Below are 22274 nucleotides of genomic sequence, written 5' to 3'. Positions count from 1 at the left end.
GCCTAACGTCCCGTCGTCGGCGTGGCGGTGAAGACGTCCTCGACCTCGACGTCGAGGGCCTTCAGGAACCGGCTGGTGAGGTTGTAGAGCCCGATCGCGACGACCACATTGACGATCTCCGCGTCGGTGAGGTGGCGGCGCAGCCGGGCGCGCAGGTCGTCGGTCACGCCGTCCGGGTCGCGGGTCAGCGCGGCGGCGACCTCCAGGACCAGCGTCTCCCGTTCGTCGTGGAAGACCCGCTGCTCCACGTGCGGGTCCCCGACCGCCGAGACCTCCTGCTCGGACATGCCGACGCGGCGGGCGGACGCGGACATGTGCGCGACGCAGTAGGTGCAGGACTGGGCCTGCGCGGTGCCCAGCGCGGACAGCGCGCGCAGGCGTCCGCCGATCGTCGGCGACCGGTAGACCTGCGCCCAGAAGGGCGCGAACGTGGTGAGCAGGTCCGGGCAGTGGGCCAGGGCGCGCAGGACGTTGGGCACGAAGCCGTAGCCCTCACGGGCCGCGGCGAAGACCGCCTCGACCTCGGCGGGCTTGTCGGCGTCGTCGGACACCAGGTCGATGAACGCCATGTCAGGTCCGGGTGGACGTGTCGGCGGCCGGCGCCGCGAGGATGCCGTAGCTCAACGCCTCGTGCACCGCCGACTGGGCCACGTCCGCCGGCACGCCCCGGCTGACCAGCGCGTCGGCGAGTTCGTTGCCGCCGCGGGTGCCGTCGGCGCTGTCCAGCAGCGCGGTGAGCCGGTCGGTCAGCGGCACCACGGCGCCGTCGGGCGACACCAGCGACTGCGAGCGGCGCAGGTACGCGCCGTCCACGGCCAGGTCGTCGACGACCGCGAGGCCGTCCCGGCGGACCAGCGGCGCGTCCGGGTCGACGCCGGTGCCCAGCGACTTGCCGTCGAAGATCCCCTCCACCGTGGATTTCAGCTCGGCGGGCACGTCGAGCTGCTCCAGGAACCGGCGGTACCAGGAGCGGTGGGTGAACGCACCCGCGATCAGCGAGATGAACGCCTTCTCGGGCGCGATGCCGGGCACGTCGAACTGGCTGCGGGCGTGCCAGAAGTAGGAGTCCTTGGTGCCGCCGTGCCCGCCGTAGAGGAAGTACACCTGGGCGCGCAGCCGGGCGAACTCGGCGCGGTAGTTCTTCTCGTAGAACGCCAGCACCTCGGCGCGGTCGAGTTCCGGTTTGTCCAGCACCGTGTTCACGGTCACCGCGGCCAGGAAGCCCGCGAGCATGGCCAGGTGCACGCCGGTGGAGAACAGCGGGTCGATGAAGCACGCCGCGTCGCCGACCGCGATGTAGCCGTCGCCGGCGAACTTGTCGTAGATGTAGGACCAGTCGCGTTGGATGTGCAGTTCGTCGGTGCGCTCGGCATTCGCGAGCCGGTCGGCGATCTCCGGCGTGCGCGCGACGGCTTCGAGGTAGTACGCCTCCAGGTCCGACTCCTGGCGGGTGCGCATCGTCTCGCGGTCGACGACCACGCCGACGCTGGTGATGCCGTCGCGCAGCGGGATGAACCACCACCAGCCGTCGCCGAACGTGGGCAGGAACGTGTTGCCGTGGTCGATGCCCTCGGGTCGCTTGGCGTCGCGCCAGTACGTCCACACCGCCATGTTCTTGAGGTACGGGTCCCACGAGCGCTCGTGCAGGCGTTTGGTGACCGTGCCGCCCTGTCCGGAGGCGTCGACGATCCAGCGTGCGGTGACCCGGCCCTCGGCGCCGTCGGCGGCGCGGTAGGCGACCCAGGAGGTGCCGTCGGGCTCGCGGCCGAAGTCGGTCACGCGGTGCCGTTCGCGGGCGTCGACGCCGTGCTCGCGGGCGTTGTCGAGCAGCATCTTGTCGAACGCGCCGCGCTCGACCTGGTAGCCGTAGTCGTACGGCATGGCGAGCGCGTCCTTGAAGTAGACCTTCCAGGGTTGGCGGTGTTCGCCCCACACCCATTCGACGCCGTACTTCTTGATGTAGCCGTCGCGTTCGAGTTTCTCCAGCGCGCCGATCTTCTTCAACAGGTCGGCCGTGCCCGACAGCAGCGACTCGCCGATGTGGTAGCGCGGGAATTCCGTAGCCTCGAACAGCACGACCCGTTTGCCGGAATCCGCCAGCAGGGTCGAGGCCATCGAGCCACCGGGCCCGCCGCCGATCACGATGACGTCGAAATGTCCGTTCTCCGGGCCGCCGTGGTGGGGGGTCTCGTGGTCAGTGCTCATGGTCCGCCGTTCCGAGAGGGGTCAGGTCGATGATCGGGTCGAAATCCATGAGGTAGCGGTAGAACGGGTTGTCCGCGCGGAACGAACGGGACACCAACTCGTTGATCCGCATCACCAGCACGGTGCTCTTGCTCGGCTCGTGCAGCTCGGTGTCGACGAACGTGCGGCCGGTCTCGGCGAAGCCGAGTTCGACCAGCGGCGCCATCGGCGTGGTCGCCGTGTCCAGGAAGACGTCGGCGAGCACGTGGGTCACGTCGGTGCGCACGCACCAGTGCAGGCATGCCTTGATCAGGGCCGCGAGCACCCCGAACGGCAGCTCCGGCCACCGCCTGCGGCGGTGTTCGGCGAGCACCATGAGGCGCTGGCACTCCAGCGTGACCGGTCCCTTGAGGTCGGCGACGGGCAGGAAGCGACCCACCGGCAGGCCCTGTTCGGGGCTGTCGCGGACCAGGCGCATGGTGCCGACGGTCTCGCCGTCGACATCCGCCAGGAGGTAGACGGAGTGCGGGTGGAAACCGTCGGTGCGCGGCGTGCCCGCGCCGGCCGCCAGCCAGCCGCATTCCCGGCCGTAGACCTCTTTCCACAGCAGGTCCACCCGGTCGAGGTGCTCGGCGGTGGTCGCCCGGTATATCCGTAATGGCCGTCGGGGATCTTTCGACGGTTCGACGAACTTCCATCCCATGATGCCCCCACATGACCAGATACAGATTCGACGGGGAGAAGGAGACCGAAAAGCGTCGGCGGCGCGTCCACCCGGTAGTGGATCTTTGTGACGTCGGGCGGAATATTCCTCCCGATTGCATGTTCACCGTATTGATCGGCGCAGACGACCGGCAAGGGGTCGGCGTTCCGATTCACGGGAACGGACTAGCCCGGAAGCCCGTCACGTTTTCCGGAAATACCGCCTACGCGGAACGGGACGCGGTCGACCAGGGAAAGCAGGGGTCCGGTCAGCGCAGTCGTCACAACCGCCATCACGAGTAGTGCCAGGAAGACCGGAGGGGTGAGGATTCCCGCTTGGTGACCGACCTGGAGCACGACCAACTCGGTGAGACCCCTGGTGTCGAGCAGGATGCCGACCCGGACCGAGAGCCGGTGGTCGCGACCCGCCATCCGGGTGCCGAGGTAGCCGCCGCCGATCTTGCCCACGAATGCCAGTCCCAGGGCCAGGAGAGTGGCCGGAACCGGCAGCGAGCCGAGCGTGCCGGTGAGCGCGGTCAGGCCGGCGCTGGTGAAGAAGACCGGCAGCAGCGGGCCGCCGACGCGGGTCACGGTGCGCACCGGCACGTCCCAGTCCCGGCCGCCGGGCACCGCGAGGCCGACCAGCACGGCACCGAACACGGCGGTGAGCCCGAGCCCGTGCACGCCGAAACCGACGACGAGCGCGAGCACGCCGAGGGCGAGCGCGGCCACGCGGGGCCAGCGTCCGCAGAGCCGGGTCGCGACGCCGCCGCGCAGCACGAGCCGGATCACGACCGACGCCACGAGCCCGCCGCCGAAGACCGCCATGGCGACGAGGAAGAAGCCGCGCTCGCCCCGGCTCAACGCGACCGCGAGGGACAGCAGGAGCCAGCCGACGCAGTCGACGACCACCGCCGCGGTCATCGACAGGCCACCCTCGGGCGTGTCGAGCAGTCGACGTTCGGTCAGCAGCCGGGCGAGGACGGGCACCGCGGTGATCGCCAGCGTCACCGCGACGCAGACGACGAACGCGGGCGCCGGTGCTCGGCCGCGCAGCGCCTCGTCGGTGCCCAGCCACAGCGCGTAGCCGACACCGCATAGCAGAGGTGGCACCAACGCGCCGAACGAGACGAGCACGGCCGATCGTCGGTCCGGCGCGGCCGGCCCGATCCGCAGTTCGCGGGTGAAGCCGACCAGGTACAGCACGAGCGCGGCCTCGGCGACGACCTTCAGCACGTCGCGCACGTCGACGGGCAGGAGGACGGCGAACACGTCGCGGCCGACGAGGGCGACGAGCACCGGCCCGGCGGCCAGGCCGACGACGATCTCGCCGACGACGGGTGGTTGGCGCACAAATGCGGCCAGCCTTCGGCCGAGGGCGGCGAGTCCCACGACGACGAGCAGGACCACGGCGGCGTGCGCGATCGACAAGGAGATGTCCACAGTGAACCCCTGGTAACGGGTACGGGAGGGGAGAAGCCCCGGGGACGACGCCCTCGGCGACACCCGGAGGGCCGGTCCGACGCCGGGCACGGCCGTGCCGCGGGCGCTCGTCGGGCGTGTCCGCAAGCTAGCGGTCGCCGCAGGCCCCCCACTACCGCCGACAGGGCGACCGGTTGAATCCACAATGGACGGTAAAGGGCCGCTCGACCAGCCGATCCGACGGCACGCGTCCACCCGGGTCCGCGACCGGACGTCCGGACGGCCCGCCCGCGCGGGCCACGCCCTGCACCGATCGCCGCAACACCCGCTGAAAGTTTGCCACTGTCGTACCGACGAACGTATCGAGGCATTCGCGGTCTCATTTGGCGAATGGCTCACGACGATTGTCTGCCATTGTACGCACGCGGGGGATATTCGACTCTTCGGAGATCCGAGTTAATTCCAACCCGTTTGACGAAAACACCACGTCGGCCGCCGTCACCACCCCCGACAACTTCCCCGTATGTTCGACCGCAAACGTGCGCCTTGGCAGGTCCGACCATACGAGCGAACCCCGCAAATAGGACGTCCGATAGTCCGTTCAGTCCCCCGCGTTGCTCCTGGAAAAGAATCCCCAATAACACGAAGTGCGGTACCGACCCACGGCGATTACCCATACGTTCCCAGATGGCACCCCGACCAGCCGCACGGAAGGGAGGTCTTCGAGCGCGCGGACCCCGAACATTCCGACAGCCACCACAACCGGCCGCCGACCGGCCGGTCGGTAATAGCCCGGCAGATTCGCCGATCTTCAGGTTCCGGCACCTCCGAAGGTGCCCCCGCACGCCCGTGAACCGGTCGTGGAAGCCGCAAATATACGGTTTCATCCGATTTTTGAAGGGTCGCACCATGACGACATCCCGTTCGCGCCGGAAGTGGCTCGCCGCATTACTGGTGCCACTGGCCGGCGCGGCGACGGCATTGCTGCCGGCCGCGCCGGCAGCGGGTGCGCACAGCGCGCACCCGCACCACGGGCACATACGCGGGCAGGTCAAGCTCCCCACGCCGCCCGCGCCGCCACGTCTGGCCAGACTCACCGGCTCCGTCACCCCGAAGGCCGCCGCCCCCCTCGCGGCCACGGACAAGGTCGCGCTGCGACCGCTGGTCATCGCCCTGGACAAGGACGACTTCGGTCTGCCCACCTGGAAGACCGTCCTGGGCCGGATCGGCTCGCCGTACGACGTGCTGTACGCGAAGACCGAACAGCTCACCGCGGGCCGGCTCGTCCTGCCCGACGGCACCGGCCGCTACAACGCGATCCTGCTGACCGACAACGCGCTGCTCTACCCGGACGGCTCCGGCAACTACGTCTCGGGCCTGGACGCCGCCGAGTGGCAGGCGCTGTGGGCCTACGAGAGCACGTACAAGGTGCGTCAGGCGTCGCTGTACACGTCCTACGGCACGTTCCCCGAGGACTACTGCCTGCGCGCGGGCGAGGAGGGCGGCGGTGCCTTCACGGCGAAGCTGACCACCGCCGGCGCCCAGGTGTTCGACTACCTCAAGGCCGACGCGCAGATCCCGATCACCGACTCGTACGTGTACCGCACGACGGTGGCCGCGGGCTGCTCCGCGCAGCCGCTGCTGACCGTCGGCGACCGGGTGCTCGGCGTGACCAGCACCTCGACCGACGGCCGTGAACGCGCGGGCCTGACGTTCTCCTCGCACGAGAGCCTGCAACAGGTCGGCCTGCTGGGCTACGGCCTGGTCCGGTGGGCCACGCGCGGCGTGTTCAGCGGCGAGCTGCGGCACTGGATCAACGTCGACGTCGACGACTGGTTCAACTCCAGCGACCACCTCTACCCCGACGGCCACGTGGAGACCGACCCCGGTTTCCGGCTCACCGGGCCCGAGGTGAGCGGCATCGACAACCAGCAGAAGTCGCTGCGCACGCAGTTCCCGGCCGCGGCCGGCTTCACGCTCAACCTCCCCTACAACGGCGGCGACCTCGACCCCGAGGCGCCTTCGCAGTGCAGTACGTCGAACACGTCCGACTCGCTGACCAGCTACTCGCTGTGCTTGAAGCGCAACTTCCGCTGGGTGAACCACACGCTGACCCACCCGGAGATGAACTTCACCAGCGCCGCGGTCAACCGGCAGGAGATCTCCGAGAACCTGGAGGTCGGCCGGGACGCCGGGCTGACCGTGCCGACCGAGATCCTCAAGACCCCCGCGTACTCCGGTCTCGGCGTGTACAACCCCGACCCCAACGCGCCCGACACCGATCCCCCGACCGACTTCGGGCTGGCCAAGTCGAACAAGGCACTGCTCGACGCGGCCTACGGCCTGGGCGTTCGCTACGTGCACGGCAACATGTCGTTCACCAGCCACCAGCCGTCCTGTTTCAACTGCGGCATCTACCACCCGCTGCGCAAGGAGATCCTGGTGGTGCCGGACTGGCCGACGAACATCGGCTACCAGGCCACCGCGCCCGCCGAGCAGGCGTTGTTCTACAACCAGCTGTACGGGCCCAACGGCCGGATCCCGCAGTTCCCGCGCAACCTGACCTACGCGGAGCAGCTCGAATACGAATCCAACGTGACGCTCTCGCACTTGACGAGCGGCTCGGCGTACGCGCACACGCTGCACCAGGGCAACCTGCGCCAGTACTCGGTCGGCAAGAGCCTGACGTTCGACTGGCTCCAGCTCGTGGTGGCGAAATACACCGCGAAGTTCAAGGTGCCGCTGCGGAATCCGGATTGGCCCGCGCTGTCGACCTACGTAAAGGCGCGCAACGCTCACTTCTCGGAGACCGCGGCCGGCCGTGATCCGGTCTGGGACAAATCGACCGGGAAGGTCACCTACACCGCGGCGACGACCGGCTCGCTGTTCCTCACCGGTGTGACCGGCGTCACCGGAACCGTCGACCGGTACGGCTCCGACAACATTGTGCAAATCCCGGTCAAGGCCGGCGGCGCGATCACGGGAACGGCGACGCCACGCCCATGAGAATGTCCGAGTTCGGCCGACGCGGGCGGATGCCCGTCCTGGTGGTCGTCGCACTGGCACTGGCGGCGTTCACCGTGGCGAGCCCGTCCGGACCGGCCGGCACCGATGTGGTCGAACCGGGGAGCGGCGCCGCCGCCGCGCCCTTCCCGGTCGCCCGCAAGCACCAGGTGCCGGTCCGCCCCGCCCGCCCGCCGGCGGGCGGGGCGGTACTCGGGGACCGGGTCGCGCTGCGCCAGCTCGTGCTCGCGACCGGCCCCGACGACTTCGGTCTGACCGCCTGGAAGTCGGTGCTCGACGTCATCGGCACCCCCTACGACGTGCTGTACGCCGGCACCGAGCCCGTCACGCCGGACCGCCTGGTCCGCGCCGACGGCACCGGTCGCTACAGCGCGGTGCTGTTGTCCAACGGCGCGTTGCTGCACGACGACGGCACGGGTGTGTACAACAGCGCGCTCGACGGCGCCCAGTGGGAAGCCCTCTGGGACTACGAACGCCGATACCGGGTACGCCAGGTGGCCCTCAACACCGCGCCCGGCAGCACGCCCGAGGACTACTGCCTGCGGCAGCGCGACGAACTGGACGTCGGACCGATGGCCGTGCCGCTGACCATCACCGGTCCGGGCGTCGACCTGTTCGACGACCTGCGCACCGAACCGGGCGTGCCGCTGACGCACTCCTACCTGTACCGCGCCGATCTGGCACCGGATTGCGCCGCCGAACCCATACTGTCCACTCCGGACGGTGTGGTCGCGGTGCGCAGCCGCGCACCGGACGGCCGCGAACGCGTGGCGTTGACGTTCTCCACCGGTGCCGAGACCGCGTCGACGACGATGATCGGCTACGGCCTGGTGCGGTGGGCGAACCGGGGCGTGTTCCTCGGCGAGCGCCGGCACTGGTTCGTGGTCGACGTGGACGACTGGTTCAACGCCACCCTGCGCCGCCGCGCCGACGGCACCGCCGGCCAGTACCGGATGACCGGTCGGGACGTGCTGGCCGCCGTCGAGGCGCAACGCCGCCTGCGCGCCGACCACCCGGTGGCCGCGCAGTTCACGCTCAACCTCCCGTTCAACGGCAGCAAGCTCAAACCGTCGGCCGAGGCGACGTGCGACGACGACGCGCCCGACACGTTGAGCAGCTGTTCCAAGGCCATGGTGAACGAATTCCGCTGGATCAACCACACCGCCACCCACCCCCAGATGAACCGGACGGCCTACGACGTCAACCGCACCGAGATCAGCCGCAACCTCGACTTCGCCGCGGCGGCCGGGCTCCCGGTCCCGTCGTGCGTGCTCAAGACCCCGGAGTACTCCGGACTGGGCGTGTACAACCCGACGCCCAACTCGCTGGACCCGCCGACCGACTTCGGCCTGACCGGGTCGAACCAGGACCTGCTCGACGCCGCACGCGACGTGGGCATCAAGTACCTCCAGGGCAACATGTCCTTCGCCAGCCACCGACCCACGTGCGCCAACTGCGGGACCTATCACCCGCTGCGGCCCGAGCTGCTGGTCGTGCCGGACTGGCCGGTGAGCGTCGCGTTCGAGGCCACGGAGCCCGACGAGCAGGTAAGCCAGTACAACGCCGAGTACGGCCGCAACGGCACCGCCGCCGACCACGCCGACCACGACGTCACCTACGACGAGTTCGTCGAGGAGGAGGCCAGGGTCGCGTCCGGGCACCTGCTGGGCGGGTCCGTCTACGCGCACACGTTGCACCAGGGCAACTTCCGCGAGTACGCGCCCGGCCACAGCCTCGGCTTCGACTGGATCACCGCGACCGTGGCCAAGTACGCCAAGTACTACCGGGTGCCGCTCAAGAGCCCGGACTGGCTGTCCCTGGCCGGGTACGTGCGGGACCGCACCGCGCACTTCGCCGAACTGGCTTCCGGGCACGACGCGGTGTGGGACCGGAGCACCGGCGCGATCACCTACTCCCCCGGCTCCGGCGGGTCGCTGTTCCTGACCGGGGTCGAGCTGCGCGACGCCGACGACGCCGACCAGGTGTCCGGCGACGACGGCGAGACCTACGGCACGGACACCGTGGCCAAGCTCGGGCTGACCGGCAGCGAGCCGGCCGTCGTGATGGCGAGACCACGCCCATGACCACACCGAGGCAGAAAGCGGTCGCACCGGTCACCGCGACCACCGACGGCAAGCCGCTGCGGATCGCGTTGATCTCCGAGGGCACCTACCCGTTCCACTCCGGCGGCGTGAGCCTGTGGAGCGACCAGCTCGTGCGCGGCATGCCCGAGCACGAGTTCACCGCCGTGGCGCTGACCGTCGACGGTCGGGAGCGCCCGACGTGGACCTACCCGGACAACCTCGTGGAGGTGGTGAGCATCCCGCTGTGGGGCAGACCGCCGCGGCGTGCCCGACGCACACCTCCCGGGTTCGCCGCGACGCACGAAGCGCTGCTCCGCTCGTTCATCCCGCACACCGACGACAGCCCGGCGGCGTTCCTGGCCGCGCTGCGCCGGCTCTTCGACGACGCCCAGTCGTGGGACGTCTCCACGGCGTTGTCGTCGAACGAGGCCGTGGACCGGTTGATCGACGTGGTCGAGGAGGGGTACGGCATGCGGTTGTCGCTGCGCGACGCGATCACCGCGACCGACCTGCTCGAGCACATGCTGCGGCCGTTGTCGCACCCGCCGGTCAAGGCCGACGTGTGCCACCTGGCGATGAACGGGCTGAGCGCGCTGGTCGCGTTCGCCGGCAAGTGGGCGTACGGCACCCCCGTGATCATGTCCGAGCACGGGGTGTACCTGCGCGAGCGGTACCTGGGAATGATCAACGAGACGATGTCGCGACCGGTCCGCCGGGTGCTCATGGGTTTCCACCGGGCGCTCGCGTGCGCGGCCTACCGGCTGTGCGACATGTTGACGCCGCACTCCAGCTACAACCGCAGGTGGCAGCTGCGCAACGGCGCCGACGAGAAGCGGATGAGCACCATGTACAACGGCATCGACCCGGAGGACTTCCCGCTCGCCGAGGGGGAACCGGACGTGCCGACGATCGTGTTCGTCGGCCGGATCGACCCGCTCAAGGACATCCACACGCTGGTCCGGTCGTTCCAGTTGGTGCACAAGGAACTCCCCGAGGCCCGATTACGCATGTTCGGCCCGGTGCCCGCCGCCAACAAGGCGTACCACGCGGGCTGCGTGCAGCTCGTCGAGGAACTCGGGCTCACCGGCGCGGCGGTCTTCGAGGGCCGGGTGCCCAACCAGGTCGACGCCTACCACGCGGGTCATATCGTGGCGTTGACGAGCGTGTCGGAAGGGTTCCCGTTCACCGTCGTCGAGGCCATGTCGACCGGTCGCACCACGGTGTGCACGAACGTCGGCGGCGTGTCCGAGGCCGTGGAGGACGCCGGGATCGTCGTGCCGCCGCGCGACCACGAGGCCGTGGCGCGGGCGTGCCTGCGGCTGCTCAAGGACGACTCGCTGCGCCGCGAACTGGGCAAGCTGGCCCGGCAGCGGGTGATGGAGTACTTCACCCTGCAACGCTGGAACGACAGCTACCAGGCGCGGTACGCCGAACTCGTACTCCTGGGCGGTCCGTCGTGACGATCGCCGACCTCGTCGACCGGGTGTCGCCGATCCTGCCCGACCCGGTGGACGAACTCCAGGTCGCCGCCGTGCTGGAGAGCCAGGGCGTGACCGACCAGGCGGCGGCGGACGACTACGGCGAGGCCGACGTGTTCGCGTTGGCCCGCCGGGTGTTCCCGCTGCTGCCCGGCCGGGAGGACGACCCGCCCGCGCCGCCCGCCGACCGGCGCACCCGGATCGACCTGCTGCACGGACCGCTGTACCTGCTGCCGACGCTGGCCTACCCGGCGGCGTTCGAGGTGCTGGGCTCGGCGGTCGCGGTGCGGGCGCTGGTGTTCGCGACCGCGTTCGGGTGGGTGTGGGGCGCGGGCGCGAGTTTCGTGGCGTACCAACTGGTCGGGCTGGACGCCCGCGGGTCGGCCACCCGGACGTTCCTGCACCTGGGTTGGCTGGGACTGGGCGTCGGCACACTGCTGTCGTTGCCGCTGCTGCTGTTCGGCGGCGGCCTGGGCGTGCCGCTGTTCGTGCTCGCGCAGTTGGCCGTGCAGCAGATCGTGGGTGTGCTGCTGTTCCACCGCCGCGAGCGGGTCCTCGCCTACGCCATGCTCCCGGCCGGGATCGGCGGGCTGGGCTACCTGGCGTTGAGCGACGAGCGGTTCGCGTGGCCCGTGCTGGCGCTGGGCTGCGTGTCCGTCGTGCTCGGCATGGAATCCGCCCGCCGCTCGGGACGCGCGCACCGCGACGCGGACGGCGTGCGCCTGCCCGAACCCAGGGTGCTGGTGAAGAACTCCCTGCCCGGCCTGGCCTATGCCACGATGTGCGCGGCACTGGTGCTGTACGTCGACGCGCGCTACGTTCTCGGCGCGCTGGATCTCGCGGTGGCCGCGGCGCCTTTGGTACTCGGCATGGGCGTGGTGGAGTTGCGCGCCAACCGGTTGTTCGAGCACGCCGACGGACTCCTGCGGGAGCCGTTGCGGCCCGGCGAGTTCCACGAGCGGATGTGGCGGGCGCTGCTGCGCGAGCTGGCCACGTGCCTGGTCGCGCTCGGCGCGCTCGCACTGGTCCTGTTGGCGGTACTGCGGTCGCTGGGCGTGCTGACCTCGGCCGGCGCGTTCCTGGTCGACGGGCACGTGGTGCTCGGCGGCGTGTTCTTCCTCGGTTTCGTCCTGGTCCGGACCGGCGGCGCGGTGCTCGCGCCCGCGTTGCTCGGCGGTGCGTCGCTCGGCTGCGTGACGACCGCCGAACTGGTCGCGGACCCACTCACCACCGACAGCCTGCCGCGGGTGTTCCTGGCCACCGGCATCGCGCTGTCGGTCCTCCTGCTGACGGCCCTCCGCCGGGGCGTCGGACAAGTCCGACACTACCGATGAACAGAAAGGGAAATCCCGGATGCATGCGGTGATACTCGCGGGCGGTCGGGGTGTGCGACTCCGGCCGTACACCACGGCACTCCCCAAGCCCCTCGTCCCCATCGGCGAGGAGTACGCGATCCTGGACATCATCCTGCAACAGCTGCGCGCCTACGGCTTCGACCGCGCGACGCTGGCGATCGGCCACCTCGGGTCGTTGATCCGGGCCTTCGTCGGCGACGGGTCGAAGTGGGAGATCAAGGTGGACTACGCGGAGGAGAAGGCGCCGCTGTCCACCATCGGCCCGCTGCTCAACTTCGTCGACCAGCTGCCCGAGCACTTCCTGGTGATGAACGGGGACGTGCTCACCGACCTGGACTACACGGCGTTGCTCGAACACCACGTGACGAGCAAGGCACCGCTGACCGTCGCGACCTACCAGCGGAAGGTCAAGATCGACTTCGGCACGCTGGCCACCGACGACGGCGGCCGGATCATCGACTTCGTGGAGAAGCCGGTCCTGTCCTACGGCGTGAGCATGGGCGTCTACGCCATGGCGCGCAAGACGCTCACGCCCTACCCGCGCAACGTGCCGTTCGGGCTCGACCAGCTCGTGCTCGACCTGCTCTCGCGCGGCGAGGAGCCGGCCGCGTTCGACTTCGACGGCTACTGGCTCGACATCGGCCGCCCCGACGACTACGACGAGGCCAACCGGTGCTTCGAGGAGGTCAGATCGGCGCTGCTGCCCACCGGACGCCGGCCCGTGCCGGCACCGCTGGACGTGATCGGGTGAGTCCGGTGAAGGTGCTGCTGTTCGGCGCGTCCGGCTACCTCGGCGGTGCGGTGGCGGACGTGCTCGGCGCGCGCGACGCGGTGGTCGTGCGGGCCGGACGGCGCGCGGCGGGACCGGACTGGGTCGTGCACGACCTGGTCTCGGGCGGGTCCTCGGCGTTGGCCGACCTGCTCGAGCAGGTCGCGCCCGACGTCGTGGTCAACTGCGCGGGGCGGCTCGACGGGAGCGCCGCCGACCTGGTCGCGGCGAACGTCACCGCGACCGCGCACCTGCTCGACGCGGTGTCCGACCGCGGCACGCGACTGGTCGTGCTCGGTTCGGCGGCCGAGTACGGCGTGGTGACCGAAGGGGTGCCGGTGGCGGAGGACGCGCCGACCAACCCCGTGGCGCCTTACGGGATCACGAAGCTGGCGAGCACCGGACTGGTGCGCGCGGCCGTGGCCTCGGGCCGGGTGGACGCGGTGGCGTTGCGCGTGTTCAACCCGATCGGCGCCGGGATGCCCGAGGGCACGGTGCTCGGGCGCGCGGCGGCGTCGCTGCGGAAATCCCTTGTGGACGGTGGGGACGTCGTGCTCGGCCCGCTCGGCGCGTACCGCGACTTCGTGGACGTGGCCGACGTCGCCGACGCGGTCGCCTCGGCCGCGCTCGTGCCGGACCTGGCCGGCGAGTCGGTGCTCAACGTGGGCAGCGGCGTCGCGGTCACCGTCCGGGACGCGGTGAAGCTCCTCGTCGAAGCGGCGGGCTTCACCGGTCGGGTCGTCGAGTCCGATCCGCCGCCGAACCGGTCCGGCGGGGTCGACTGGATCGCCGCCGACCTGACCCGGACCACCGGGGTGCTCGACTGGAGTCCGCGGCGCCCGCTCGCGGAATCCGTCACGGGCATCTGGTCGGAATCCTGACCGGAGAAGGGAAAAGGGGGAGACACGGGCCGGTGCCTCCCCCTTTTCGTTCCTGGGCCTTACGCCCAGTTGTCCCGGTACCACTCGAAGGTCCGCCGGACGCCTTCCTCCAGCGACACCTTGGGCTCGTAGCCGGTCAGCGACCGCAGCAGCGTCAGGTCCGGGCAGCGACGGGCGACCGAACCGGGCGGCGCGGGCACGCGTTCCAACTCCGGCTTGTGCTCCGCGATGTCCAGGATGAGCCGCGTGAGATCACCGATGTTGGTCTCGGCGGTGTCGTCGCCGATGTGCACGATCCGCCCGGCCGCGTCGTCGGCATCGACCAGGCGCGCGATCGCGTCGACCGCGTCGTCCACGTGGCAGAACGCCCGGAACTGGTCGGAACCGTAGACCCGGAACGGGTCCTCGCCCCGGATCGCGCGCAGCGACAGCTCCGGCACGACGTGGTCGGCGCCCATGCGCGCGCCGTACACGTTGTGGAACCGGCCGACGACGACCCGCACGCCCTTGGCGCGTCCGGTGTGCACGACCGCGGCCTCGCCCAGCGACTTGCTCACCGCGTAGGCGAACCGGGGCGCGGTGATGTCCTCGATGACCAGCGGCACGGACTCCGGCGTCGGCACCGGCACGAGTCCGGTGTGGACACCGCCCGCGTAGGCCTCGCTCGTGGACGCGAAGAACAGGCGCTGGTGCGGCTCGATCCAGTCCAGCGTGTTCAGCACGGCCAGGGTGTTGACCCGGACCACCTTCGCGGGGTCGCGTTCCACGTTGCGCACGCCCACCACCGCGGCGAGCAGGTGCACGTGGTCGGCGTCGTGCGGCAGTTCGTCCAGCGAGTGCGGGTCGGTCAGGTCGGCGTGCACGACCGGGACGCTGAGTTCGGCCAGCTCCGGGTCGTCCTTGCCGCGCGAGAAGTCGTCCACGATGGTCACGTCGTGCCCGTCGGCCAGCAGCCGCCGGGTCAGGTGCAGGCCGATGAACCCGGCGCCGCCGAGAACGAGGTGCTTCACCGCGCCACCTCCGGCTCCGCCGCGGGCTCGAAGCCCAGGCCCGTGTAGCGGATACCGTGACCCTCCACCTTGTCGCCGTCGAGCACGCGCCACGAGTCGTAGACCAGCTTCACCGCCGATCCCGTGAGCAGCGCGTCGACGTCGAGCGCCCGGTACTGCGGGTGGTCGGTGATCACGAGCACCGCATCCGCCTGTGCGAACCCGGTCTCCAGGTCGACCGGCTCGCCGCCGTAGCGCTTGATCACGTCGGCGGTCACCAGCGGGTCGTGGCCGACGACCTTGACGCCCGCGGCCTCGAAGATCGGCGTCATCGACGCGATCGGCGTGCCGCGCATGTCGTCGGTGGGCGGCCAGCCCTTGTAGGCCCAGCCGAGCACGAACACGGTCCGGCCCGCCGGGTCGCCGAGCAGGTCGACCAGGCGTTCGGCGACGTGCACCGGCAGGTCCTCGTTGATGCGCCGGGCCGCGCGGATCAGCGGCAGCTCGTAGCCGCTGCGCTCGGCACCGGCCAGCATGATGTACGGGTCCTTGGACAGGCAGCCGCCACCGACGTAGCCGGGCTTGGCGATGTCCGGGCGCGGGTAGTCCAGGTTGGTCGCGCGGATCACCTCGAGCGGGTCGAGGCCGAGGCTCTCGGTGAGCCGGGCGACCTCGTTGCCGAACGAGTAGATCACGTCGGTGTGGCAGTTGTTCGTGAGCTTGACCAGTTCGGCGGTCTCCAGGTTGGACACCGGCACCAACTGCTTGGACAGGCCGCCGAACAGCTTCAGGCCCAGTTCCAGGCTTTCGTCGTCGAGGCCGCCGACGACCTGCGGCAGTTCGACCAGTTCGCGCAGCGCCTGGCCCTGGATGGTGCGTTCGGGCGCCATGACCACGCGGGCCGAGCCCCACGCGTCGAGCAGCCGGGGCAGCACGACCGCGCGGGTCGCGCCGACCGGGACCGTGCTGCGGACCACGATCAGGGTGTCCGGCGAGCAGCGCTTGGCGATGTGCTCCGCGGCGGCGGCCAGGTTGCCCAGGTACGGCTCGTGGTCGCCTTCGTTCACCGGCGTGGACACGCAGATGATCGCCGCGTCCACACCGCCGTCCGGCAGGTCGGGCGAGAGGAAGATCCGCCGGCCGACCCACTCGCCGAACACCTCCTCGACGCCGGGCTCGAAGATGTGCGGGCGGCCCCGGGACAGCGAGTCGAGCACGGCGGACTGCGTGTCCACGCCGTGCACCTCATAGCCCCGATCGGCCATGGCGGCGGCCAGCGTGAGGCCGACGTACCCCATTCCGATGATCCCGACCCGACGCAGTTCCGGTAATTCTTCCGTCACCATCGACTCCTTGCTAGTGCTTGCCACTCTCGTTCACCGGCACTGCGCGCTGATCCGGTCCAGCGCGCGCACCGCGACGTACCCCTCGAACCCTTCCTCTCGATATCGACGACACGCCTCGGCCATGTTGTCGGGGCGGACCGCGTAGTCAACCGCCAAGACGGTCTTGCCGGCCCGTCTCACTTCGCGCGTCGCCGCGAGGTTGGTGGCGCAGTAGTCGGCCGTGCACGGCTCGTCGGTGGCCTCGAAGAAAAGCTCCTCGATCCCGATGCCGTCGACCGCGTCCAGGAAACCGGAATACCGGACGAGTTCGGGCGAATTCTGCGGGTAGACCCGGAAGTCCGACCGCGCGCCCTTGGCGTAGGAACTGATGCGCATGATCAGGTCGACCATCCGCCGGCCGAGCACCTCCCGGTCCAGACCCGGCACGAGCGCGAGGTCGATCTCCTCGTAGGCCAGCGGGGTGTCCAGGTAGACACCGTCGAAGCCGGCCTGCAGCGCCCGGTCGAGCCGGGGCTTGATCCCCAGCTCCCACCAGCGCTCTTCCCAGTAGCGGACGAAGAACTCGCCGGGCCAGGTCTCCCACTCGTTGAGGGTCAGCCCCGCGCCGGTCGAGGCGAAGTCCGGGCGGAAGTCCTCGATCGATCCGATCTCGAAGTAGGCGAGCACGATCTTCCCGGAACCTTTGAGCGCACCGATCTCCTCGGCCGAGAAGTAGGATTCCCCGGCATCGCGCGCGAGGTCCACCACGGCGTAGCGGGCGGACGTGCCGGCCAACTCGCCCAAGCGCTCGTCCTGGTATCCCTGCAACTGGTAGACAAAACCGCCGGGGACGACCGGAGGAGACTCCCGGGAGCAACCGGCCAGACCGGACAACGAGATCAACAGGAAAACGACCACAATCGCAGCGGAACGCCGAGCGGACACGGTTCCACAGTACTGATCCCGGTTTCCCGGGCAATGCGCCGAAGAGCCGATCCGATACGACCGAGCGACCGCGCACGGTATCGGATGGCGGAATCCACGAGGATGTTTCCCGAAGACCCGGGAAACCACCCTTACGGCCTAGCGGACCGCAATTCGGCGAGGAGTGCTCGCGCTTCCGGGCGGCACACGGCACTGACGAACGCCAACCACCGCGCCGCCTTGACGCGGACGTGCCGGGCGACCGCACGGTCGAACGCGATCTCCTTCAGCACGACCGCCGCCGAGTCGCGCAGCCCCCACTGGGCCTGGGCCGCCGCCCAGGCCGCCCGCGCCCGGACGTTGGCCGCGACCGACCCGTCCCGCGACAGTGTCCGCAATTCGACGGAAACGTCGGCCAGGTCGATCTCCAGCCGGGCCAGGAGCACGTGCAGCCGCACCGCCGATTCCGTGCCGATGGCCAACTTCCACAGGAACTTCCGCACCTTGATCCTCAGGTCGGGCCGCGCCAACCCCAGGGCCTGGGCGGCGGATGCCCTGACCCGGACGCTCAAGGTTTCGTCGCCCATCAACGCCTCAAGCGCCTCTGATCCCCATTCCTGCCCACGAACCCCGAAAGTGGCCAGCCCTCGGGCAGCCCGCCACCTGAGGGCCGGACGGCACAGCGGATCATTCGCTATGTCCCGCAACACTTTCGCCCCGGCTGCCCGATCCGCGACGTCGTACTCGTACATGTCCATCGCCGCCCGCCACCTCGCCGAGGCCCGCGCGGACTCGCTATCCCTGACGCCCCTGAGCACATCGAGCCGCAGCAGTCCCCGCGCAATCCGCCGACGATCCCGATCGGACAGCGACCGCTCGTCAAGTCGTCCGTTCAGGAACTCCACCACCGCATCGTCCGGTTCGGACATGATCTCGACGACCAACAAGGCCGCTTCGCGCCTGGCCTGCCACCTCCGGCCTTCGTCCAGCGCCATGGCGATCAACTCCGCGACCACTTCATGCCGACGACGCCGCCCGAACTCCGCGAGCGCCCGATAAGCCCTCGGACTCGGACGCAGCCGCCACAACGATTCTGCGGCGTCCTGGACCAACGCCGGTCGCAGCCTGGCCAACTCGACAGCCGCCTTCACCCGCTCGGCCAGATCCGTCTCGGCACCGTCGAGTACGTCGCGGATCAGTGCCTCGCCATCGTCCATCCAGTGCACCCGGCGGCCCAGGGAAACCATTCGGTCTTCCACCGCGACCTCGTCCGGACGGTTGTCCAAAGCTTCTCGAAGCGCCGATATCACAGACATCGGCGGGCTGAGCCACTCCAATCGCCGGAGAACAGCACGCCGTTCCTCCATTGTGGAGCGGCGGTCCGCCGCGACACGACGAAGAAAGGCGATCGCGTCGTCCCCGTCCACCTCGCCCAGTTCGACGAGGCGGCTCGCCGCCTCGGCACGATCTTTCAGTGCCGCCTTGCCGTCGTCGAACACCTCTCGACAATGGGCGACCTCTTCGTCCAAGGTGGCCGCAGCACACGCTTTCGTACGTTCCGATACACCCAGGAAGTCGTCGAGCATCCGCCCCTGTACGAACGCCGACACCCGCCCTCGTTGCTCTGGATGCCGTTCCGATAGGACCATTGTCGCTCTCTCGCGACAGACACCGCGACAGTCGACGTCGACGACCACCGGCATCAGCAGCTCGACGAGGCCCGCTCCCCGCTCGTGGAAGTCGATTGCCCAGTCGAAATGCGGCATGTGCCGGCCGAACGCAGCGGCTAAGGCGACAGCCTCGGTGAACAGCGACCGATCGGCTTCGCACAGGGCCGACGCGGCACGAATGCGGATCGACCGGGACAGCACGCCGTCCATCATGATCGCTTCGAGTGCCGGACGGTCCTCCGGATCGGCCGAGTCCTTCAGCCCGGTGAGTGCGACCAGCAGATCATCGTCCGGCACGTCCGGATCTGCGACGACACAACGCACCAGTTCCAGGAATCTGGCACGAGGACGCTCCCCCGCATCCACGAGCAGCAAAGCGCATCTGGAGGCATAGTCGAACGGCAGCATTCCTGACCGGTACAGGCCGGATAGGGCCACCACCACGGCATCGTGGTACCGCCGTCCCGTGCGGACGATCTCCATGTCGACGACCGTCCGCACGCGAGGGTCCGTCAAGCCGATTCGAAGGGTGGTGAGAAGTGCCTGCGCCGCGCGTTCTCCGTCGGCTATGCGCAAACCCGCCATGGCAATTCGACGAACGCGCGTGCCACCGTGCCGGATCGCCGTCACCAAGTCGTCGCCCGGGCTGTCCCGGTGCACGAGGCCGAGATCTTCGAGCACGCGCCATGCCCACGTGGCCGAGTTGACCTCGTCGGTCTCCGCCGCGACCTCGACCATGTGCCCGCCAAGTTCGTCGTGGTGGTCCGTGCTCAGCCTCACCAGCACGCGAGCCGCATGCACCCGCTCACGTGGAGGGCGGTCCCTATCCGCGACATACTTCCGAAGGGTGGTCACGGCCACCTCCCGGTGGACTCCTCCCAGTTGCGCCAGGCTTTCGAGCACCGCGAGCCGCTGATGCGGATTCCGCGACTGCTCTTCGAACGCACGCGCTGCCTCGGTGTGGTACTCGGGCCCCAGTTCCGCCAAGTACTCGGCAGCCTGTCTGCGGTAGAACGGCGCCAGATGTCGAACGGCTATCACTTCACGCAGCGTCCGGACCACCCCGACGTGGAACTCCACGCCCAGTCCGGACAGAAGCGAGGCCGCCTGAACCCTGTCGTAGGCCGAATGTCCGGTGTCGTTCGCGATCTTGAGAAGAGCTTGCCCGGCAGGCCGCCGGTACTGCGGTCCCATCGCCGCCAACGCCTCGGCCGCGCGTATCCTCGCGGTCGTGTCGAGCGCGCGATCGGCGATTCTCCCGCTGAGCAACTCGGCGGCTTCGCCCACTCTCCGAGAGCCTTGGTCGGCAAGCGCGGCGGCGGCGTTCCGGGAAACCTGCCAACCGTCACTCACCATGGCGACGACGAACACCTCCGCACAGAGCGCCTGGTGCTCGACCGACACCTCCGAAAGGCCGGTGGCGATAGCGACCTTGTCCTCGTCTGCCGCGCAGGGATCCTCCAGCGCGACGAGCAATGCCTCGACCGCCTCCGTTCTGTGCTCGACCCCGAGGCCGACCAGAACCAGCGCCGTGTCACGGAGGACAGTGCCTTCGGCACCCGGTGCGGTCAGCGTCGCGCGCAGACTCCGGAGCGCGACCGCACGCTCGTCCGGGCCACACTGGGACAGCGCTTCGGCGGCACTGAGGCGATCTCGCAATGAGACTGATCTGTCCTCCGCGGCAGTGGACAGCACCTCCGCCGCATCGGAAACGCCCTGTTCGCGAATCCTGATCGCAAGCGCCGCTGCGGCTTCGATCCGAGATGCCCATGGCAACGCGGCATCCGAAGCCAACGCGGTCAGCCAGGCGACCAGGCCAGGATGGTGGGCCCGGCTCGCCTGGGCGAGGATCTTGAGGGCCGTACTGCTTGTAGTCGCCGCCCAAGCCCGAACCGTCGCCAGGAACTCCTCCAGCGTGGACTGGGCGACGGGCACATGCCATGCCAGCAGTTGCGCGGCAATCAACTGCTGGACATCGTCCCCTTGATGTAGCCAACGCACGACCCCGTCTGCCTGGTCGAGGTGGAGGTGGCAGTAGTGGAGCAGCACCATACGGGCGTGCCGACCTCGTTCCTCCGACCTCGCGGTGTGGACAAGGCGTACGAAGTCTTCGTGGGCCGGGTCGAACTCCGGGGGCAGGATGCGAGCCTTCGCCTTGGCCGCCAAGTGCTCCGCGAACGAGTGGTGCAGGAAGCTCACGTCGTCGCCACGCGGCGTGAGCGGGCCGACCGACGTCAGGTACTCGCCGAGTCCCTCCTCCTCTCCCACCCGATCGCGCGCCGCCGCGATCAGGGACGTGTCCGCCTCCAACCGCACACAACCCAGGTGCTCCAACAAGGAATCACGAATCGAGTCGAACCGGCTGGGCGCGAGTGGACGGTCACGCAGGTACTTGAGATATGCCTCGTACAGCTCGTACTGGTTGTCCGGCAACGGGTGGTCCGCGCGCTGCTCGAAGATGATCCCCGCGATCGTCGCGAGCAACGGAACCCGCACCAACTCGTCCAAGTGCGCCTCGCGCACCTGCCGCACGAACCGCTCCCCGTGCCCGAACCAGTTGTCGGCGAAGCGCGTCAACGCGGCCTCGTCGAACGGTTGCAGCTCGTACCGTTGCGCCCCGATCTCGTGCAGCGGAGCCAAAGCGGCCCCGCCGATCGGCCGGGTGGTGAGCACCACGCGGTGGGTCGTGCGATGCGCCAGCACGGTCACGAGCCGGTCGCGGGTTCCGGCGTCGGCCACCTCGTCCAAGCCGTCCACCAACAACAGCCAACGGCAGCCCATGACGGGTTCGACCAGGACGCGCGGGTCGAGGCGGTGCGGGAGCAGGCTGCCGTACTCCTCCCCCGCCGCTTCGGCCAGCGCGTCGGCGAACGGCATTCCCACTCGCGGGGCCAATAAGCGTGCCGGGAGGCGTAACGGCACGACCGGCTCGGACAACGGCGGTTCGGCGCGCGTGGCCCAGTGTTTGGCGATGTCGGCGGCCAGGCGCAGCGACAGCGTCGACTTCCCCTGCCCCGGACCGCCGGTGACGATCAGGTGGTCGTGGTCGTCCAACGCCTCCCGCACGGCGCGCGACGGGGGCCGGACGGTGGTGCGGGCGACCGGACGCCGGGGCGGCTCGATCAACCGGCCCCGGTGGTCCAGGGCCGGGGCCGGCCGGTGTTGGTCGGGTTCCTCGACGACGCCGCCGAGTTCTTGCCGCACATATACGGTCGCCAACGACGGCCTGCGTGCGCCCGGCAGCTTGTAAGGCATGGTCTGCGCCATGCTGATCTGGGCGCGGAGCAACGCCCGCACGTCGTCGGGCAGCTCGGGCGCGTCGGCCCACCCGGACGGTCTGGGCAGGTCGACGCGGGGAGCCTCGGCCGCAACGTGGTAGTTCACCCCGCCGTAGTTGACCCCGACCTGCACGGCCGGCCCGTTGACGACGCCCGAGATGTCGTTGCGGTTCTCCACACCCGCTCCTT

General features: G+C 69.7%; 14 protein-coding genes. 6 read left to right on the top strand and 8 right to left on the bottom strand.

Annotated features, from left to right (window positions below):
• Nucleotides 1-2: 2 nt before the first annotated feature.
• From F4559_RS12170 to F4559_RS12155, 4 genes are all read right to left on the bottom strand, one after another.
• Complete coding sequence (locus tag F4559_RS12170) at nt 3-569, bottom strand: carboxymuconolactone decarboxylase family protein (RefSeq protein ID WP_184668485.1); 567 nt, start codon at nt 567-569, stop codon at nt 3-5.
• 1 nt (nt 570) lies between these two features.
• Nucleotides 571-2205 carry an NAD(P)/FAD-dependent oxidoreductase gene (locus tag F4559_RS12165; protein WP_184668483.1) on the bottom strand — a complete coding sequence of 545 codons (1635 nt, stop codon included), beginning with the start codon at nt 2203-2205 and terminating at the stop codon, nt 571-573.
• A complete protein-coding gene (locus F4559_RS12160; RefSeq protein WP_184668481.1) occupies nt 2195-2887 on the bottom strand; it encodes an N-acyl amino acid synthase FeeM domain-containing protein in 693 nt (230 codons plus the stop codon). Before F4559_RS12160 ends, F4559_RS12165 begins: the two co-directional genes overlap by 11 nt.
• Before the next feature lie 185 nt (nt 2888-3072).
• Nucleotides 3073-4329 (bottom strand): cation:proton antiporter, encoded by a 1257-nt coding sequence (locus tag F4559_RS12155; RefSeq protein ID WP_184668478.1) that lies wholly within the window; start codon nt 4327-4329, stop codon nt 3073-3075.
• An 888-nt stretch (nt 4330-5217) separates the two neighbouring features.
• On the opposite strand from F4559_RS12155, the gene F4559_RS34910 reads away from it, so the two are divergent.
• From F4559_RS34910 to F4559_RS12125, 6 genes are read left to right on the top strand one after another with little or no spacing between them, the layout of a single operon-like run.
• A complete protein-coding gene (locus F4559_RS34910) occupies nt 5218-7314 on the top strand; it encodes an Agd3-related carbohydrate-binding protein (RefSeq protein WP_184668476.1) in 2097 nt (698 codons plus the stop codon).
• Nucleotides 7311-9416, top strand: coding sequence for an Agd3-related carbohydrate-binding protein (locus F4559_RS12145; protein WP_184668474.1), 2106 nt, complete (start codon nt 7311-7313; stop codon nt 9414-9416). Before F4559_RS34910 ends, F4559_RS12145 begins: the two co-directional genes overlap by 4 nt.
• Complete coding sequence (gene pelF / locus F4559_RS12140; RefSeq protein WP_184668472.1) at nt 9413-10876, top strand: GT4 family glycosyltransferase PelF; 1464 nt, start codon at nt 9413-9415, stop codon at nt 10874-10876. The genes F4559_RS12145 and pelF overlap by 4 nt, the downstream gene beginning before the upstream one ends.
• Nucleotides 10873-12228, top strand: coding sequence for a hypothetical protein (locus tag F4559_RS12135; RefSeq protein ID WP_184668470.1), 1356 nt, complete (start codon nt 10873-10875; stop codon nt 12226-12228). Before pelF ends, F4559_RS12135 begins: the two co-directional genes overlap by 4 nt.
• Before the next feature lie 19 nt (nt 12229-12247).
• The gene (locus F4559_RS12130; RefSeq protein WP_184668468.1) at nt 12248-13000 is read left to right on the top strand and encodes a nucleotidyltransferase family protein; all 753 of its coding nucleotides are present in this window, start codon (nt 12248-12250) and stop codon (nt 12998-13000) included.
• Complete coding sequence (locus F4559_RS12125) at nt 12997-13899, top strand: NAD-dependent epimerase/dehydratase family protein (RefSeq protein ID WP_184668466.1); 903 nt, start codon at nt 12997-12999, stop codon at nt 13897-13899. The genes F4559_RS12130 and F4559_RS12125 overlap by 4 nt, the downstream gene beginning before the upstream one ends.
• A 59-nt stretch (nt 13900-13958) precedes the next feature.
• Here the strand turns inward: F4559_RS12125 and F4559_RS12120 are convergent, their stop codons facing one another.
• The 4 genes from F4559_RS12120 to F4559_RS12105 form a co-directional block, all read right to left on the bottom strand.
• Nucleotides 13959-14909, bottom strand: a complete 951-nt coding sequence (locus tag F4559_RS12120; protein ID WP_184668465.1) for an NAD-dependent epimerase/dehydratase family protein — start codon at nt 14907-14909, stop codon at nt 13959-13961.
• On the bottom strand, nt 14906-16231 hold the full coding sequence (locus F4559_RS12115) for a nucleotide sugar dehydrogenase (RefSeq protein WP_312865607.1): 1326 nt from the start codon (nt 16229-16231) through the stop codon (nt 14906-14908). The genes F4559_RS12120 and F4559_RS12115 overlap by 4 nt, the downstream gene beginning before the upstream one ends.
• Nucleotides 16232-16264: 33 nt before the next feature.
• A complete protein-coding gene (locus F4559_RS12110; RefSeq protein WP_312865606.1) occupies nt 16265-17131 on the bottom strand; it encodes a glycoside hydrolase family 191 protein in 867 nt (288 codons plus the stop codon).
• 158 nt (nt 17132-17289) lie between these two features.
• Nucleotides 17290-22263, bottom strand: coding sequence for an NACHT domain-containing protein (locus F4559_RS12105; protein WP_184668462.1), 4974 nt, complete (start codon nt 22261-22263; stop codon nt 17290-17292).
• Nucleotides 22264-22274 lie beyond the last annotated feature (11 nt).

Origin of the sequence: Saccharothrix violaceirubra, from assembly GCF_014203755.1 — a bacterium.
In the GTDB taxonomy this organism is placed as follows: Bacteria; Actinomycetota; Actinomycetes; order Mycobacteriales; family Pseudonocardiaceae; genus Actinosynnema; species Actinosynnema violaceirubrum.
Note: the sequence above shows the minus strand (reverse complement) of the source record. Positions and strands in the feature narration are given on the sequence as shown.

What these genes read in the sequence shown, in the direction of transcription:
- F4559_RS12170 (WP_184668485.1), bottom strand. Translation starts at nt 569, where the DNA reads ATGGCGTTCATCGACCTGGTGTCCGACGACGCCGACAAGCCCGCCGAG.
- F4559_RS12165 (WP_184668483.1), bottom strand. Translation starts at nt 2,205, where the DNA reads ATGAGCACTGACCACGAGACCCCCCACCACGGCGGCCCGGAGAACGGA.
- F4559_RS12160 (WP_184668481.1), bottom strand. Translation starts at nt 2,887, where the DNA reads ATGGGATGGAAGTTCGTCGAACCGTCGAAAGATCCCCGACGGCCATTA.
- F4559_RS34910 (WP_184668476.1), top strand. Translation starts at nt 5,218, where the DNA reads ATGACGACATCCCGTTCGCGCCGGAAGTGGCTCGCCGCATTACTGGTG.
- F4559_RS12145 (WP_184668474.1), top strand. Translation starts at nt 7,311, where the DNA reads ATGAGAATGTCCGAGTTCGGCCGACGCGGGCGGATGCCCGTCCTGGTG.
- pelF (WP_184668472.1), top strand. Translation starts at nt 9,413, where the DNA reads ATGACCACACCGAGGCAGAAAGCGGTCGCACCGGTCACCGCGACCACC.
- F4559_RS12130 (WP_184668468.1), top strand. Translation starts at nt 12,248, where the DNA reads ATGCATGCGGTGATACTCGCGGGCGGTCGGGGTGTGCGACTCCGGCCG.